The following is a 17,747-nucleotide window of genomic DNA, read 5'->3' as shown; positions in this document are numbered from 1 at the left end:
GATCTGATCCGGAAAAAGACGGGTTATCCGGGTATGGAAATTCACAAAAGCGGAGAGGTGGAATATCTCACCTTTCCGGCGCTAGAACGGTTAAATATAGTGACTCATATGGTCACCAGCAGGTTCGGCGGTGTCAGCACCGGGGACTGTGCTTCTTTCAATTTCAGCTATGCGCGGGATACGAACCGGGAGGCGGTGGATGAAAATTTCCGGCGGGCGGCAGGCGTGTTCGGGACAACTTCGGACGCGTTCGTCTGCTCCGATCAGACCCATACGACAAACATCCGCCGTGTGGAAAAAGAGGATGCAGGAAAGGGCGTGACGAAAGAAAAAGATTATCGGGATGTGGACGGGCTGATCACAAACGTGCCCGGGCTGATACTTGGCACGTTTTATGCGGACTGCGTGCCGCTTTTGTTTGTCGATCCTGTGCATCATGCGATCGGCTGTTCTCATTCCGGGTGGCGTGGGACAGTCGGTGAGATGGGAAAAAAGACGGTCGAAGCGATGCGCGAGGCGTATGGAAGCCGTCCGGAGGATATTTTTGCGGCGATTGGGCCGTCGATCTGTCAGGACTGCTATGAAGTCGGAAAAGATGTGGCAGAACCTTTTGAAAAGCTCTTTTCTCAGGAGAGATATCAGGACGTTTCCCTGAAAAATATACTGACCGAAAAGGTCAATGGAAAATATCAGCTGGACCTGTGGCGTGCTAATGAAGCAATTTTGCTTGACGCAGGGATTTTAAAGGAGCATCTGTCGATGACGGACATCTGCACCTGCTGCAATCCGAGCTATCTGTTTTCTCATCGGGCGAGCAAGGGAAAACGCGGAAATCTGGCGGCGTTTCTGATGCTGAAGCAATAGAATGCGCGCGAAAGAGGCTGCTGTCGGTAAAATCTTTATAAAATATTAAGAATATCCCGGACAGCAGATTCAGATTTTTCTGGTTTAATAGAGAGAAAGCAGAAAATGGAGGGTATTATGACAAATATTCTGGTATGTGACGATGATAAAGAGATTGTGGAAGCAATCGAAATTTATCTGGCGCAGGAGGGTTACAATGTCATCAAGGCATATGACGGGGAGCAGGCGATCCGGGCGTTAAAAGAAAACGACATTCAGCTTTTGATTATCGATATTATGATGCCGAAGCTGGACGGAATCCATGCGACGCTCAAAATTCGGGAATACAGCAGCATTCCGATCATTATCCTGTCGGCAAAATCCGAGGACGCGGACAAGATTCTGGGGCTGAACATCGGCGCGGATGACTATGTGACAAAACCGTTTAATCCGCTTGAGCTCGTTGCGCGGGTGAAGTCGCAGCTGCGCCGCTACACGAAGCTGGGAAATTTAAACACGGACAATAATGCAGTGTTCCGCGCTGGCGGACTCGTGATCAACGACGAGACCAAAGAGGTTACGGTGGACGGAGAGCCAGTCAAGCTGACACCGATTGAATACAATATTCTGTTGCTTCTGGTGCGCAATCAGGGGCGTGTTTTTTCGATTAATCAGATCTATGAAAGCATCTGGGAAGAAGAGGCAATCGGTGCGGACAATACAGTGGCTGTCCATATCCGGCACATCCGGGAAAAGATTGAGATTAACCCGAAGGAGCCACGTTATCTGAAGGTTGTCTGGGGTGTCGGATACAAGATCGAGAAGCAGCCGTGACGAAAAAAGCCGGAAAGGAGTACGGGCTCATGAAAAAGAAATGGGTCATTGGAAAGAAGGACAGAAGAGTGCTGCTCATTTTTCAGAAAGTGCTGGCAGCGGCTTTTGCGGCAATTTTTGTCGGGCTTGCCTGCAATAGTTCGGTCAGCGTGGAGAGAAATGGCAGGCTGTATGAACAGCAGATCAATCTGCTTGAAAACAGTAATTCGTTTGAAAATTCCGATCTGTTCACGGACATTCTGTCCGAAGAAATCCGGGGAGTGACGCGGCTTTCTGTCATCCGAAGCCAGTTGGAAACGGACGGAACTTATAACGGACAAAAGCAGATCGATATCGCGGAATTTGCCCACAGGCAGGAAGATGTCCGTGATACGACGGCAACGGCGTCTTTTTATCTGGATGATCTGGTCAAATGGGGAAATTATGGCTTCGTGACGGAAAAGGTTTTTGCGACGAAGGCACAGCTGGACGCTTATTTTAAAGGGGATTCCAGCGTTTTTTCCGGTCAGGAGGGGCTGAGCGGGAACGACTGGAACGGGGAAACGGCAACCCTGAATGTGTTGCAGAAGTTGGATCAGAAACGGCAGAAGCAGTCGCTTTCGATGCAGATGATTCAGGAGCTTCCGTCCAGCCGGGAAGAATATCAGAAAAAGTGCGAGGAGCTGGGACTGAATTATTCGGATGCAGATGGGATGGAGCTGGATCTTTTGGTGCCCCGGTATCTGTCTGCAGAGGGAAAGGACCTGGCGCAATATGCGTCCGACACAGACGAATACATTCAGCTGCGGGACGATTTAAAGACGACATCGAAGGAACTTTTTTATAATTTTTCCGAATATTCGGCGTACAAAGACAGTTACGGTCTGGACGCGTCAAATATCCGATATTGTTACCGGATGGATCAGGATGGCGAAGTCCATTATTATACGAATCTGAAGGACGATTTTTCAGATAAAAAATTAGACGAAATCACGAGACAATTTGAAGAATATGGCAGATATCTGTGCTATAATGCGGATCGGGCGGAGCTTTTGACGAATACGGAGATTGCTGCGGAGGAGCTTAGACAGGAGCTGTCCTCCTATCAGTATGCCTTTGGCGATAATACGCGGGTATGGCTGGCAGTTGATACGACGTATCCGGCACAGGACGGCTTTGCAACCGCGCGTGCGGCGTACCACAGAGTCGTTCCTTATTATGGTTATCTGGCTGCAGTCGGCATGTTATTTCTGGTGGTTTCTGTCTGGCTGCTGCTTCGGGTAACTCGGTATGAAGGGCGTGTCCGCAAAGAGGGCGGCGGTTATCAGATTGAATTAAGGATTCGGGACACGGTGCTGACGGAGCCGTTTGTGGCGGCAGGAATTTTGATGATAGGTATGATCCTTGGCGTCAGCTGGCTTTTGTATCTGCTTGCGCAGACGGCGTTGACGGATGTGACGCATGCGGTGTGGTTCCCGTTTGCAGTGGGTGTTGTTGCCTTTTTACTGGACGATGTGTTTTTGTTTTTCTATTTGAGTCTTGTCAGACGGGCGAGAGCGCATACACTGTGGAGCAATTCCATGCTGCGGCTGATTTTCAGTCGGATTGGGAACGGCGTGCTGCACCTTTATGACAACGGGCACATTCTGGTCAGGAGTCTGCTTCCGTTTTTACTGTTGCTTGCGGGCAACCTGATTCTGGGCGGCTGCGGTGTTGTAGGGATTCTGATCGCGGCTGTAATCGATATCATTGCGATTCTGATGCTGTACAGCTCGAAAAAGGATCAGCAGCAGATTGTGGACACTGCGGTTCGATTGGGACACGGCGATCTGGATCTGAAGGTCGATCTTTCCGGCATGCACGGAGAAAACCGGGAACTGGCGGAAGCGGTCAACGGCATCGGAGACGGCATCAAGACGGCGGTTGAAAAGAGCATGAAGGACGAACGGTTAAAAGCCGATCTGATTACGAATGTTTCCCATGATATCAAAACGCCGCTGACGTCGATTATCAACTTTGTGAACCTGTTAAAGCGCGAGCAGATCGACAACGAGCGCGCGAAAGGCTATATACAGGTGTTGGATGCGAAGTCCCAGCGCTTGAAGCAGCTGACGGACGATCTGGTGGAAGCATCCAAGATCACGTCCGGCAATATTTCTTTGCAGATGGAGCGACTGGATTTCAAGGAACTCGTCAAGCAGACCTGCGGGGAGTTCGATGACAAATTAAAGGAAAAATGCCTGGAAATGATCGTCAGTTTGCCGCCGGAGCCGGTTTATATCGAAGCCGATCCGAGAAGAATCTGGCGCGTGGTGGAGAATTTGTTTTCCAATGTTTGCAAGTATGCGCTGGAAGGCACGCGGGTCTATCTGGAAATCCGCAGAGTCAGACAGGAGGATAGGGAAATCGCGGTATTTACAATGAAAAATATTTCCGCACAGGCGTTGAACATCCGTGCCGAGGAGCTGACGGAACGGTTTATCCGAGGCGATATTTCCAGAAGTACGGAGGGCAGCGGACTGGGACTGTCGATTGCACAGAACCTGACGACGCTGCAGAAGGGAACGTTTGAAATCTATCTGGACGGCGACCTGTTCAAGGTACAGATCGGATTTTCCTGTCTGGACGTACCGCAGCCGGAGATAGAAATACAGATGAGGTAAGCCTTACAGGATGAATACAGAAAACGTATGGAAGTCCGGTTTGCAGGCGGCGAAGCTTTTGAGCGGCAGCCGCCTGCAGATCGTATTTTTATTAAAAAAAGAGCCGATGTCCGAAAAACAGTTGGCGGGATATATGGACGAAGACGAGCAGGGCGTGGGGACAGAGCTTTGTATGCTGCAGGCTGTCGGGCTGGTGTCCGCAGAAAAAGAGGGCACGGCGGCAATCGTTGTGTCCGCAGACGGAAAGCCGGGAGGAATGGAAGACTTGTCGGATACCGATGTATTCGGGATGCTTCAGGAGAGAGCCCATCGGACAGACGATGTTCGTTTCCATTTGACAGAGCTTGGCGAGGAGTTGCTGCCGCTGTGCAGGGAACTGGAACGTTTTGGACGTTTGTATGAGGCTGCGAAAGACCTGGTCCCGGAGCTTATGGGTGGGAACGATATCCCCTGGGCAGAATCTGACGGGACTGCAGCAGGCAGCACAGATGCAGGTTCACCACAAAATACGGAAGACGATTTTAACAATCTGCCTGCGAAAAAAGTTTCTGCAAAGGACAGGCACGGTTTTTATCAGGCGGACAATGCGTTTGTTTTTTTCAATCCGCACTGTGAATTTGAGGACTGGTATTTTTATGGCGAAACCGCAGGGGAGATAACAGAGCTGTACCTGATTACGGATCCGGAATATCAGCTGTTTTTGGCGGCATTGAAAAACGCCGGTTCTGCGCCAAAAGATCAGGCGATGTTAAAGCTCCACTTTTCACAAAAAACAGCTGATTTAAACTGGAAAGAGGAGATTGCCTATCAGTTGGCGGAGGACACGCTGATCGGGATTGCAGTTCCGATGGAGTGAAGGGAAAGAGACGGCAGTTCATGCTCTGGAAGCGGAGAAGGTTTCATGCAGAGTTGATGTGCTATGTCAAATTGTCCAGAAGAATGTTAAGAGAACTGGAAAGATGCTGAATTTTGACTGAATTTATTGTGCAAAGTATCAATTATGCTTCCTCGAAAAATGCATTATAATGTCAAAAGAGAATATGAGAGGAGGGAACGAAAATGGCACCGCATATATTGGCAGTTCTGATTTTCGTAGTGATGTTTGTCCTGATTGTCATGGACAAAATCGAGCGGCAGTATGTGTCCCTTGGCTGTGGACTTTTGATGATCGTACTGGTGCTTGGACTGGGCATGCACAGTAAGGATGCGATTGTGGAAACGCTGAATGTGAAAAGCATCTTTCAGGCAAGCTTCTGGTACACGGCAGCGGAAGGAGAGGCATCTTCGTCCGGAATTAACTGGTCTACCATCATTTTCATTTTAGGTATGATGATCATGGTAGAGGGAATGGGAAAGGCAGGATTTTTCCGCTGGCTCTGTCTGGAGATCGCAAAGCTGGTAAAATATCGCACGATTCCGGTATTTATCACGTTTATGCTGATGTCTTTTGTACTGGCGATGTTCATCGACAGTATTACGGTCATCCTGTTTTTGGCGGCAGTTACACTGGAGCTGGCGCAGACGCTCAAGTGTAATCCGGTTCCGATTATTCTGTCGGAAATTTTCTGTGCGAACCTTGGCGGTTCGGCAACGATGTGTGGAGATCCGCCCAACATTATCATCGGCACATCCCTGGGATATACCTTCGGTGAATTTATTTCCAACACCGGCTTTATCGCTCTGATATCGCTTATTGTCATCGTGATTTATTTTTACTTATGCTTCCATAAGGAACTGGCCGGACAGGGTGCAGCGGTTCAGATTACTTCTTATCCCGATCCGAAGGAAGCGATTACAGATAAAGGTGAGTTTGCAAAGAGCTGTGTCATTTTCCTGCTGGCAGTTGTCCTTTTGGTAACCCATGCGCAGACGGGGCTGACCGTTGCGTTTATCGGTACGTTTATTGCGATTTTGACACTTGTGACACAGTATAAGGATGCAAAAGAGCTGCTTTCCAAAGTAGACTATAAGACGCTTTTATTCTTTATTGGTCTGTTTGTTGTAGTCGGCGGATTGGAGCAGACGGGCGTACTGGAAGAAATCGCCGGTCTGATCAGTAAATTGAGCGGCTCCAACGGCATGCTGATGTGCGCGATTATTCTCTGGATATCCGCAATTGCAAGTGCATTTGTTGACAATATTCCGTTTGCAGCGACGATGATTCCGGTCATCCAGACGCTGTCGGCGCTGCAGGGCATAGATTTGAGTACGCTGGCGTGGACACTTTCCATGGGAACCGATATCGGCGGCAGCGCAACACCGATTGGCGCATCTGCAAACGTTGTTGGAATTTCCGTCGCGACTAAGCAAGGCTATCCGATTGGATGGGGATATTACTGTAAATATGCGGCACCTGCGACGATCATTGTCATTTCAATTTCGATGGTTTGCATTTTCCTGAGATATTTCTAAAAGCAGAATCCTGTTTTGCCGGAGGGAGTTTTTTGCCTGCGGCAAAACTGAATTCTCCGAAACGAAAAATATAAGGGGTAACGGAGGGGTATGTGTATGAAGAAACAGCTGATTATTTCTGTAGGACGGGAATTTGGAAGCGGCGGTCATGTGATTGCGGAGACTCTGGCAAAAAGGTTTGATCTGCCTTTGTACGACAGCAATATTCTGGAATCTATTGCGCAGGAGAGAAACGTAGACGCCAAAACGCTGCACCGTTATGATGAAGTGCCCAGAAACATCCTGTTTTCCAGAAGGGTAAGGGAGTATTCGACCTCTGCAGAAGAAAATATCGCGCAGATGCAGTTCGAGTATCTGAAGAAAAAAGCAGATGAGGGAGAATCCTTTGTCGTTGTAGGACGCTGCTCGGAAACAAAACTTGCAGGAACCCCGGGATTGATCACGATTTTTGTGCTGGGTGATATTCCGGTCAAGACTGCACGTATTATGAAGCTTCACAACCTGACGGAGAAAGAAGCGAAGAATATGATCGAAAAGCAGGATCGCCAGCGTAAGATGTACCACAACTATTACGTAAAGGGAAAATGGGGAGATTCCCGTAATTATGATCTGAGCATCAACAGCAGCCGGATGGGGATTGAAAAGACGGCGGATTTCCTGGAAAGTTATATTAGAGAGCGGATCGCAGAATCCGTTCAAGAAGCCTGAGACGATCTGAAAAACGTCCGGTAGAATGCAGATGGGAAAATTCCCAAGGCATTTTGCCGGACGTTTTTAGTCATGACAATAGAAGATCCGCGAAACGTGCATTCTATTGTTTTGTTTTTTTTCGAGTCTTTTGCTTTGCTGCATCCTTTAGGGTAACAGCGTTTCCACGGACGGAAATATTGCCCATGCTGCGTAAGAAGCTGGACAGGCGGCTGTAGCCGTAATCCTTTAGGTCAAAGTCCGGATGCTTCTTTTTCAGGCAGTCGTAGATGACAGAGAGATTATCCACACTGCCGCCGCTTTTCTCAATGAGATCCGTTACTTCCTTCTGCATTTCGGAAACATTGTTTATTTCGCGGACTTTCACATAATAAGAGGAATTTTCTTTCACCAGCTCGAGCTTGGCGCATTTGTCCTGAATAAATGTTAAGAGCTTGGTATATCCGTAGTTGCGGACATCGAAATCGGTGAATTTGCTGTTTAAACGGCTGCCGATTTCTCCCATATAGGTGAGTTTCCCTTTGTTTTCATTATCGTTGATGACAGAAATGATGGCTTCTTCGATATCGGCGATCGGGGTGACTGCATTCGCTTTGACGCTGCGGTCGGAGGAAAAGTCTTCATGCAGTTCGGCGGTCTGACTTTCGGAAAGGGTAACACTTGCTTCAAAAATCAGATTCAGATGGATGAATTTGTTGCACGCTTTTGTGAGGGCAGCAGGGGTTTTGGATTCTCCCATACCAATCACGTACATATTGGCTTCCCGCAGGCGCATGGCGAGCCGGGTAAAATCGCTGTCGCTGGTGACGAGACAGAAACCGTCTACATTGCCGGAATAGAGGATGTCCATCGCGTCGATGACCATCGTCATGTCGGAAGAATTTTTGCCCGAGGTATAGTTAAACTGCTGAATCGGTGTGATGGAATTCTCCAGAAGAATATTTTCACTCCAGCCGTTATTTTTTGTCCAGTTACCGTAGATGCGGCGATAAGTGGCAAAGCCGTAGGTTTCGATTTCATTAAAAATGATAGATGCATATCTGGAACTGACGTTTTCTGAATCGATCAGTACTGCAATCTGCATTTTGGATTCATTCTGGTCCATGTATGACACTCCCGTTTTTCTTTCAGTATAACTCGTCCGGAGGTGTTTTGCAAAGGAGTTTTCTGTATCCTTTTTAAAACGATAGATTTTGCTGTTTTCCTGCAAATTTCCGATTTTGAAATGCAAGTTATCCCTTTTCAGATAAGAGCAAATCAGGTATAATAAGCATAAGCTGTAAAACGGAAAAGGAATACAAAAGAGCAGCGAAAGGGAGATTTTGATATGGAGACATCACTTTTTCAGATCAGGCAGAGAGAGAGTTTTGGGTTTTCCGCAGAGAATCCAACAGGAACCAGAGAAGGCGGCACGCATGCAAAGGACTGCGAAAAATTGCGTCCTTGTATCGACATTGAGCCGGGAGAAACGGTTGTTTTATGCGATACCGACGGACCGGGTATGATTACGCATATCTGGTTTACCGGCTATGTGGGACATTCCTTTGTGATGAGAATCTATTGGGATAATGAGGAGTTCCCTTCGGTAGAAGCACCGATTTCCGCATTTTTCGGATGTGCTTATGATGAGAATTTCAAGGACAGGGATGGAAAGTATGTTGTATTGAATGCTGCGACGATGCTGACTGCACCGGGACGCGGCTATAACAGCTACTGGGAGATGCCTTTTTACAAGCATTGTAAAATTACAATGGAAAACAGAGGAGAGCAGAAGCAGACGCTGTTTTATATGATTTCCGGCTGGCACGGGGAAATTCCGGAGGACAGCGGATATTTCCATGCAGTTTACAGACAGGAGCATCCGGTGCAGAAAGGACGTTCCTATACTGTGCTGGACAACGTTGAGGGTCCCGGAATGTTTGCCGGTGTATGTTTTTCCTCCGGCATGAATGGCAACAACACCTGCTGGGTAGAAGGCGAGATCAAGATGTATATTGATGGTGCGAAATACCCTTCCATGAATTATACCGGTACGGAGGATTATTTCTGCGGATCTTACGGGTTCGGAAATGATATTATTTTGAACAAATATCAGACCTTCTCCGGATTGTATACCGGATTATATGCGATCCTTGGCGATAACGAAGAGTTTTACAACCAGCAGCAGCGCTTTTTGCTTTACCGCTTCCATGTAAAAGATCCGGTTTATTTTTCGAAGAGTTTTAAGATGACAATGGACAACCTTGGCTGGACAGGACCGAGATACGATGATTATACCTCTGTGGCGTTCTGGTATCAGCAAAAGCCCGGAAAACTGCCGTTTGAGCTTCCTGCAGATGCAGAGATGGTGATGAAGTAAACTCTGACTGATTTTGGAACGTAGTTGACAGCAAACAATAGAATGCACGCTCTGCGAGCATTCTATTGTCATGAACAAAAAAGAGCGAACCATTCTGCACCTTGCAGTGGTTCGCTCTTTTTATTTCATAGGAAAATGCATCCTATGAAATAAAAACGCGCTACGAGAATGTGCCAAGGCACATTCTTTTTTGCACTTTTATAAAGACACCGGACAGTATAGCTGTCTGATAACGGAATTTATAAATAAGACTCGCGCTTGTTGTATTTTTCCAGAATTGTACGGATCTTCTCGGTAGGAGTCAGGACGTTGGACATGGAAACATCGTGGTTCATGAAGTCGATGATTGATGCCAGGAACTTGCTCATGTCCGCTTCGATGTAGTAAGGGCGGGAGAGCAGCTCGGGAATCTGGTAGGTGAGGTTGGTGGTGATTACCTTGTCGAACCATCCCTTTTCATAGGCTTCATCGAATGCAGCCATGCCGTCTGTGAACAGACCGAAGGTCGTACAGATGAATACACGTCTTGCATTCATTTCCTTTAACTGACGGGCGGTATCAAGCATACTTCCGCCGGAGGAAATCATATCATCGACGATCACAATATCCTTGCCGTCAATATTATCTCCTAAGAATTCATGTGCAACGATGGGATTTTTGCCATTTACGATTACGGAGTAATCGCGGCGCTTATAGAACATACCGATGTTGACGCCGAGCACATTTGCAAAATAAGTGGTACGGTCGAGTGCGCCTTCATCCGGGCTGATAACCATCATATGATCCTTGTCGATGATGAGATCCGGCACGTTGTCGAGCAGGGCACGCATGAACTGATACGGAGGGGTAAAGTTATCGAAGCCGCACAGAGGGGTTGCGTTCTGTACTCTGGGGTCGTGCGCATCGAAGGTGATAAAGTTGGTAACGCCCATTTCAGCGAGCTCTGTCAGTGCATAGGCACAGTCCAAAGATTCACGGCCGCTTCTTTTGTGCTGACGGCCTTCATACAGGAAGGGCATAATGACATTGATTCTCTTTGCCTTACCTTCTACGGCGGCAATCATTCTTTTTAAGTCCTGATAATGGTCATCGGGAGACATATGGTTGGTATAGCCGTTTAAAGAATAGGTCAGGCTATGGTTGCAGACATCGACCAGAAGATAGAGGTCGGTACCGCGGACGGATTCGTGTAGTTCACCCTTGCCTTCCCCACTGCCGAAACGTGGGCAGCTGGCGTCAACCAGATAGTTGTTTTCGATATAGCCGCGGAATGCAGGATCGTCATGTACGGTCTTGCGCATATTTCTGCGGAATGTTACGAGATAATCATTGACATTTCTGCCGAGCTTCTCTGCGGAGTTTAACGCAATGATTTTCAGAGGGCCAACGGGAAGTGCATTTTCCAGTTCGCGTAAATTAGGCATTTGATTTTCCTCCATTATATCCTGATGGAATTCATCAGACAGTACATTTACCTTTCATTTATATCATCCGCCTGTTGGCGCGTCAAGAAATTTCTCGTGACAGAGCGGGATTTTTCTAGTAAAATAGGAAGGTACAGGAATTAGATTCAAAAAAAGAAGAATTTCCGATCAGAAAGCATGCAGGAGTAGGATAGTTCATGAAGAAGCAAAAAGGGCATTTGATTAAAACTGTAAAACCGGACAGCATCGCAGAGGAGATGGGGATAGAACCCGGAGATCGCCTGCTGGAGATCAACGGTGAAACGGTAGAAGATATTTTTGATTATCAATATATGATCGAGGAAGAGTATGTGGAGGTGCTGATCGCCAAGCCGTCCGGGGAAGAATGGCTGTTGGAGATCGATAAGGATTACGCGGAGGATCTGGGGGTCGAGTTTGAAAACGGACTGATGGACGATTACCGTTCCTGCAGCAACAAATGTATTTTCTGTTTCATCGACCAGATGCCGAAGGGAATGAGGGAAACACTGTATTTTAAAGACGACGATTCGCGTCTTTCCTTTTTGCAGGGCAACTATGTGACGCTGACAAACATGTCTGACAAGGATGTGGAACGTGTGATCAAATATCATATGTCTCCGATCAATATTTCCTTTCAGACCACAAATCCGGAGCTGCGCTGCATGATGCTGCACAACCGTTTTGCAGGCGACGCGCTCAAAAAGGTCGATCGCTTTTACGAGGCGGGCATCGAGATGAACGGCCAGATCGTTTTATGTAAGGGAGTCAACGACGGTGCAGAGCTGGAACGCAGTATTTCCGACATGTCGAAATATTTGCCGCATCTGCGCAGCGTGTCGGTTGTGCCGGTTGGACTGTCGAAATACCGGGAGGGGCTGTATCCTCTGGAGCCCTTTACAAAAGAAGAAGCGCAGCAGGTGCTTGCGACGATCCACAAATGGCAGGAAAAGCTTTTTCCCGAGTACGGTCTGCATTTTATCCATGCCAGCGACGAATGGTATATCCTGGCGGAAGAGGAGATTCCGGACGAGGATAACTACGACGGGTATCTGCAGCTGGAAAACGGTGTCGGCATGATACGACTTTTGCTGGAGGAATTTGAAGATTCCCTGCGGCAGCTTCGAAAAAGCGGCGCGATGGAGCGCTGGAATCACAGAAAGCGGGAAATTTCTACAGTAACCGGCAGAATTGTCGCACCCTATATCGAACGGATGGCGAGACGGATGGAGGAAGAATTTCCGGGGCTCTGCGTCCATGTGCATCCGATCCGCAACGACTTTTTTGGGGAACGGATTACGGTAACAGGGCTTTTAACCGGACAGGATATCATGGCGCAGTTAAAGGGCGAGCATCTGGGCGAAGAGCTGCTGTTGCCGATCAACGTCCTTCGAAGCGGCGAAAGGGTGCTGTTGGACGACTATACGGTTGAGGATATTTCCAGCGCTTTACAAGTACCCGTGAATATTGTAAAATCAAGCGGATATGATTTTACGGAAAGTTTGCTGGGCGAATTTTAACCCCAGTCCGGAAATTGCAGCTGTGCAGTTTAGAAAAATCAGCGCATTGCCAAAGGACAGGCGGGAGAAATGTTGTCCGTTATAAGGAAAGGAGCATATATGGCAAGAAAAAGAAAGCCAATCGTTGCAGTAGTTGGCAGACCCAATGTCGGAAAATCGACACTGTTCAACGCACTGGCGGGAGAGATGATCTCCATCGTAAAGGATACACCGGGCATTACAAGAGACCGTATTTATGCGGACATTTCGTGGTTGGATAAAAATTTTACCCTGATTGATACCGGCGGTATCGAGCCGGATTCCGGGGACATCATTTTGTCCCAGATGCGGGAGCAGGCACAGATCGCCATCGACACGGCGGACGTGATTCTGTTTATGGTAGATGTCAAGCAGGGATTGGTGGATGCAGATTCCAAGGTAGCGGATATGCTGCGCCGTTCCCACAAGCCGGTGGTTTTGGTAGTCAACAAAGTAGACAGCTTCCAGAAATACATGGCGGATGTCTATGAGTTTTATAATTTGGGAATCGGTGATCCGTGGCCGATCTCTGCGGCAAACCGGATGGGGATCGGCGATATGCTGGACGAAGTTGTACGTCATTTCCCTGAAGATGCAGAGATGGAAGAGGAGGATGATCGTCCGAAAATTGCGATTGTCGGAAAACCGAATGTCGGCAAATCGTCCATTATTAACCGCTTGATTGGTGAAAACCGGGTGATCGTTTCCAATATTGCAGGTACAACGCGGGATGCGGTGGATACCGAGGTAGTGCATAACGGAAAAGAGTACATCTTCATTGATACGGCAGGTCTTCGACGCAAAAATAAAATTAAAGAAGAGCTGGAGCGCTATATGATCGTCCGCACCGTCAGCGCGGTAGAGCGCGCCGATGTCGTCGTGCTTGTCATCGATGCGGAAGAAGGCGTGACCGAGCAGGATGCCAAGATTGCCGGAATTGCTCATGAGCGGGGCAAGGGCATGATCATTGCGGTCAACAAGTGGGACGCCATCGAGAAAAATGATAAGACGATTTATCGTTTCCAGGAAAAGATCCGAAACACCCTTTCCTTTATGCCGTATGCAGAGATTATTTTCATTTCTGCACTGACCGGGCAGCGTCTGCCCAAGCTGTTTGAGACGATTGATGCAGTCATTGAGAACCATGCGCTGAGGGTTGCAACGGGCGTATTGAATGAAATTATGGCGGAAGCGGTTGCATTGCAGCAGCCTCCGACGGACAAGGGAAAGCGCCTGCGGCTGTATTACATTACGCAGGTATCGGTAAAGCCTCCGACATTTGTTATTTTCGTCAACGATAAAGAACTGATGCACTTCTCGTATACGAGATATATAGAAAATAAAATCCGCGAGGCGTTTGGGTTCCGCGGAACACCTCTGAAATTTATTATCAGAGAGAGGAAGGAGAATAACGAATGATGGAACGTCTGGTCTGTGTAGCCATCGGCTATCTGTTCGGTCTGTTTCAGACTGCCTATATTTATGGAAAGCTGCATGGAATCGATATCCGCAATTACGGAAGCGGCAATGCGGGAACGACAAATACGCTGCGCGTGCTCGGTACAAAGGCAGGACTGATCGTACTGGCAGGAGATATTTTAAAATGTATCCTGGCAATCGCAGCAGTGCGCTTGTTGTTTGCTGGCGGTGTACATGAGGATATGTATTATCTGCTTGCGATGTATGCGGCACTCGGTGCGATTCTGGGACACGACTATCCGTTTTATTTAGGCTTTAAGGGCGGCAAGGGCATTGCTGCGACAGCAGGCCTGATCCTGGCGATCCATCCGGCATTTATCCCAATGGGTGTGATCCTGTTTTTCGGTACCTTCCTGCTGACGCATTATGTTTCCCTCGGTTCCCTGTTGGTTTATGCAGGATTCCTGATCGAGATGGTGATTATGGGACAGATGGATCTGTTTTCCATGCCGGTCGAACACCGGATTGAGATGTATGTGATCGCGGCGTTTCTGACGGCAATGGCGTATTGGAAGCACCGGGAGAATATCAAACGTCTGCTTTCCGGTACAGAACGCAAGACCTATCTTTTTAAGAAAAATAAAGAAGCGCTGAACTAAGAAACAAAGCAGATATAAATTAGAGTAGGATGGTAAAATAACTATGGCAAAAATCGGTATGATCGGTGCAGGCAGCTGGGGCACTGCGTTGACCTGGCTTTTGACAAATAACGGACATCAGGTAACGGTCTGGAGCGCACTTGCAGATGAGATTACGATGCTGCAGGAAAAGCATGAACAGACCTCCAAGCTGCCGGGAGTCATTCTGGATGACAGTGTGGTATTCACGACAGATTTAAAGGCTGCTGTGGAGGGTATGGATCTGCTCGTTTTGGCAGTTCCGTCCCCGTTTACCAGAAGCACGGCGCATCAGTTAAAGGATGTGGCAGCACAGGGACAGATCATCGTAAACGTTGCAAAGGGCGTGGAAGAAAACACGCTGATGACGCTTTCTCAGATCATTGAAGAAGAGGTTCCACAGGCGGAGGTGGCGGTACTTTCCGGTCCATCCCATGCAGAAGAGGTGGGCAAGGGAATCCCTACGACGATCGTTGTCGGTTCTAAGAAAAAAGAAATTGCGGAAAAAATCCAGAGCATTTTTATGAACCCGGTATTCCGCGTGTATACAAGCCCGGATGTGCTTGGTATCGAGCTGGGTGCAGCACTCAAAAACGTCGTTGCGCTGGCAGCTGGCGTTGCAGACGGCTTAGGATACGGTGATAACACCAAGGCTGCACTGATTACGCGAGGTATCACGGAAATTGCACGCCTGGGCACTGCGATGGGCGGACGCCGTGAGACGTTCTTTGGACTGAGCGGAATCGGCGACCTGATTGTAACCTGTGCCAGCATGCATTCGAGAAACCGGCGCGCAGGCATCCTGATCGGAAAAGGATACACGATGGAAGAGGCCATGAACGAAGTCAAGATGGTCGTTGAGGGCGTGTATTCTGCAAAGGCAGCCCTGGGTCTGGCACACAAGTACGAAACATCGATGCCGATCATCGAGCAGGTCAATCTGGTGCTGTTCGGCGGAAAGCCCGCAAAGGAAGCAGTGGCAGATTTGATGCTGCGGGATAAAAAAGTAGAAATCTCCGATACAGAGTGGGAATGAAGCAAAAAAAGAGAGCCGAGAGGCTCTCTTTTTTTGCGCTACTTCTGAATTCCCGTTAGGGAATTTAGAAGGTTCTATTTAAAAGAGAGCCGGAGGCTCTCTTTTTTTGCGCTACTTCTGAATTTCCGAAAGGAAATTTAGAAGGTTCCTTCTTATCGGATCGCTTCCACGATCGTGCGTGTTGTCTTAGGCTTGTTCATGGAATAAATATGGATGCCGTCTGCACCGTGCTGCTTTAAGTCGAGGATCTGGCGGATCGCATAATCGATACCGGCTTTTCTCATGTCTTCCGGGTTTTCTCCGTAAGTCGCAATGATGTCGGCCAGCTCTTTCGGAACGGAAGAGCCGGAGAGGGTTACCGTCGTGCCGAGCTGCTTTGCGGAAGTGATCGGCATGATGCCTGCACAGACCGGAAGCGTAATGCCTGCATGGTTTTTCTTTTCCAGGAAACGGTAGAAGCTGTCATTTTCAAAGAACAGCTGAGTGATGAAAAACGCTGCGCCTGCTTCCTGCTTTTCTTTCAGGTAAGCAATATCGCTGTCAAGGCTTTCTGCTTCGAAATGCTTTTCGGGATAGCATGCGCCTGCGACTTCCAGATCGGTATGCTCCTTTAAGAAGCGAGTCAGATCGGAAGCATGGGCAAAAGCACGGTTTTCAAACTGTGCATCATCCATCCAGGTCGGTCTGTCGCCGCGAAGCGCCAGTACATGGGAAAGACCCGCCTGCTTCATATCATCAGTAACGGTGAGAATGTCCTCTTTGGAGGAGCCGACACAGGTCATATGGGCAACTGCCGGAATGTGGAGACTGTTCTGGATGAAGGAAGCCAGCTCCACCGTGCGTTTGGAACGGCTGCCGCCTGCGCCGTAGGTTACGCTGATAAAATCCGGCTGCAGCTCGGAAAGCTGATGCAGGACGTTCTGCGCGTTTGTAAATTCGTCGTCCTTCTTGGGAGGAAATACCTCAAAAGAAAGGGTCTGTTTCTGGGAAAATAAATCTTTAATCATAGGTAAGAAATCCTTTTCTGTAGTATGCATCAAACAAACCTGAGTTCAGGAACCGCTTGATTTTGGATCTTAAATATCGTACCATGAACTTAGCTGTAATTCAAGCTTGGCATAAGCAAAAATGAATGGAGGATAGTGAAAAAAATAAGCGTGATCGCTTATTTTTCTCACAGCTATTTGTGCCGCAGGCGTCACAAAGTAGCTAGGATCGCAGAGCAGAACTGGAACTTCTGCTCGCGATTCCTTCGGCGCAAAGCGCCTGCGGAATGGAGGATAGTATGAAACTGGAAACACTGATGAGTATCAAAGAACGCAGAAGCGTGCGTTCTTATCGGAAAGAACAAATCTCGAAGGAAGAGCTGGATGCAGTTCTGGAGGCTGGAACTTATGCGGCGTCCGGAATGGGACGTCAGCCCGCGAAGATGGTTGTGATTCAGGAGCCAGAATTGATTGCAAAGCTTTCCAAAATGAACGGGGCGGTTATGGGAGCAGATTCCGATCCGTTTTATGGAGCGCCTACTGTAGTGATCGTTTTTGCAGATACAAATGCCGGAACATGGCTGCAGGACGGTTCGCTCGTGATGGGCAATCTGATGCTTGCTGCTTATGCAGTCGGGCTTGGCTCCTGCTGGATCAACCGCGCAAAGGAGATGTTTGAAAGCGCAGAAGGCAAAGCACTGATGAAAGAATGGGGAATTGCAGATACCTATGCTGGCGTTGCCTGCTGTATCTTAGGCTATGCGGACGGTCCGCTGCCGGAGGCAAAGCCGAGAAAGAACGATTACATCGTAAGAGTGTAAGGAGAGAACAGCCCCGGTTCTTATCTGGAA

15 protein-coding genes are annotated in these 17,747 nt (G+C 48.2%); 12 read left to right on the top strand and 3 right to left on the bottom strand.

Going from position 1 to position 17,747, the window contains the following annotated elements; translation table 11 throughout:
* Window positions 1-33 precede the first annotated feature (33 nt).
* The 6 genes from pgeF to OCV62_RS01870 all read left to right on the top strand — a co-directional run bounded on the left by pgeF (window position 34) and on the right by OCV62_RS01870 (window position 7,439).
* A complete protein-coding gene (pgeF, locus tag OCV62_RS01895) occupies window positions 34-864 on the top strand; it encodes a peptidoglycan editing factor PgeF (protein WP_262584882.1) in 831 nt (276 codons plus the stop codon).
* Between the two features lie 117 nt (window positions 865-981).
* Window positions 982-1,677 (top strand): response regulator transcription factor, encoded by a 696-nt coding sequence (locus tag OCV62_RS01890; protein WP_021914561.1) that lies wholly within the window; start codon window positions 982-984, stop codon window positions 1,675-1,677.
* A 29-nt stretch (window positions 1,678-1,706) separates the two neighbouring features.
* Window positions 1,707-4,319, top strand: a complete 2,613-nt coding sequence (locus OCV62_RS01885) for a sensor histidine kinase (RefSeq protein ID WP_262584847.1) — start codon at window positions 1,707-1,709, stop codon at window positions 4,317-4,319.
* 10 nt (window positions 4,320-4,329) lie between these two features.
* Window positions 4,330-5,175, top strand: a complete 846-nt coding sequence (locus OCV62_RS01880) for a helix-turn-helix domain-containing protein (protein ID WP_262584846.1) — start codon at window positions 4,330-4,332, stop codon at window positions 5,173-5,175.
* A gap of 203 nt (window positions 5,176-5,378) precedes the next feature.
* Window positions 5,379-6,731, top strand: coding sequence for an ArsB/NhaD family transporter (locus OCV62_RS01875; RefSeq protein WP_262584845.1), 1,353 nt, complete (start codon window positions 5,379-5,381; stop codon window positions 6,729-6,731).
* Window positions 6,732-6,827: 96 nt separating this feature from the next.
* On the top strand, window positions 6,828-7,439 hold the full coding sequence (locus OCV62_RS01870; RefSeq protein WP_021914556.1) for a cytidylate kinase-like family protein: 612 nt from the start codon (window positions 6,828-6,830) through the stop codon (window positions 7,437-7,439).
* A 103-nt stretch (window positions 7,440-7,542) separates the two neighbouring features.
* Here OCV62_RS01870 and OCV62_RS01865 read toward each other — a convergent pair whose 3' ends face one another.
* Complete coding sequence (locus tag OCV62_RS01865) at window positions 7,543-8,544, bottom strand: NYN domain-containing protein (protein WP_117960078.1); 1,002 nt, start codon at window positions 8,542-8,544, stop codon at window positions 7,543-7,545.
* Window positions 8,545-8,766: 222 nt separating this feature from the next.
* On the opposite strand from OCV62_RS01865, the gene OCV62_RS01860 reads away from it, so the two are divergent.
* The gene (locus OCV62_RS01860) at window positions 8,767-9,798 is read left to right on the top strand and encodes a glycoside hydrolase family 172 protein (RefSeq protein WP_262584844.1); all 1,032 of its coding nucleotides are present in this window, start codon (window positions 8,767-8,769) and stop codon (window positions 9,796-9,798) included.
* A gap of 239 nt (window positions 9,799-10,037) precedes the next feature.
* Here the strand turns inward: OCV62_RS01860 and OCV62_RS01855 are convergent, their stop codons facing one another.
* Window positions 10,038-11,222, bottom strand: a complete 1,185-nt coding sequence (locus OCV62_RS01855; protein WP_021914553.1) for a ribose-phosphate pyrophosphokinase — start codon at window positions 11,220-11,222, stop codon at window positions 10,038-10,040.
* A 197-nt stretch (window positions 11,223-11,419) separates the two neighbouring features.
* On the opposite strand from OCV62_RS01855, the gene OCV62_RS01850 reads away from it, so the two are divergent.
* The 4 genes from OCV62_RS01850 to OCV62_RS01835 all read left to right on the top strand — a co-directional run bounded on the left by OCV62_RS01850 (window position 11,420) and on the right by OCV62_RS01835 (window position 15,910).
* Window positions 11,420-12,760, top strand: coding sequence for a DUF512 domain-containing protein (locus OCV62_RS01850; protein ID WP_118762214.1), 1,341 nt, complete (start codon window positions 11,420-11,422; stop codon window positions 12,758-12,760).
* 99 nt (window positions 12,761-12,859) lie between these two features.
* Window positions 12,860-14,197, top strand: coding sequence for a ribosome biogenesis GTPase Der (gene der, locus OCV62_RS01845; RefSeq protein ID WP_117960080.1), 1,338 nt, complete (start codon window positions 12,860-12,862; stop codon window positions 14,195-14,197).
* Entirely contained in the window at window positions 14,197-14,856 is a 660-nt protein-coding gene (gene plsY / locus OCV62_RS01840) for a glycerol-3-phosphate 1-O-acyltransferase PlsY (protein ID WP_262584881.1), read from the top strand. Before der ends, plsY begins: the two co-directional genes overlap by 1 nt.
* Window positions 14,857-14,899: 43 nt before the next feature.
* Window positions 14,900-15,910 carry an NAD(P)H-dependent glycerol-3-phosphate dehydrogenase gene (locus OCV62_RS01835; RefSeq protein WP_117960081.1) on the top strand — a complete coding sequence of 337 codons (1,011 nt, stop codon included), beginning with the start codon at window positions 14,900-14,902 and terminating at the stop codon, window positions 15,908-15,910.
* 152 nt (window positions 15,911-16,062) lie between these two features.
* On the opposite strand, the gene metF is transcribed toward OCV62_RS01835, so the two are convergent.
* Window positions 16,063-16,917 (bottom strand): methylenetetrahydrofolate reductase [NAD(P)H], encoded by an 855-nt coding sequence (gene metF, locus OCV62_RS01830; RefSeq protein WP_262584843.1) that lies wholly within the window; start codon window positions 16,915-16,917, stop codon window positions 16,063-16,065.
* 266 nt (window positions 16,918-17,183) lie between these two features.
* Between metF and OCV62_RS01825 the strand changes: the two genes are divergently transcribed.
* Window positions 17,184-17,717 carry a nitroreductase family protein gene (locus OCV62_RS01825; protein WP_330667182.1) on the top strand — a complete coding sequence of 178 codons (534 nt, stop codon included), beginning with the start codon at window positions 17,184-17,186 and terminating at the stop codon, window positions 17,715-17,717.
* Window positions 17,718-17,747: the final 30 nt, after the last annotated feature.

Origin of the sequence: Gallintestinimicrobium propionicum, from assembly GCF_025567525.1 — a bacterium.
In the GTDB taxonomy this organism is placed as follows: domain Bacteria; phylum Bacillota; class Clostridia; order Lachnospirales; family Lachnospiraceae; genus Gallintestinimicrobium; species Gallintestinimicrobium propionicum.
The sequence above is the reverse complement of the archived record's forward strand: the minus strand, read 5'-3'. Positions and strand labels throughout refer to the sequence as shown.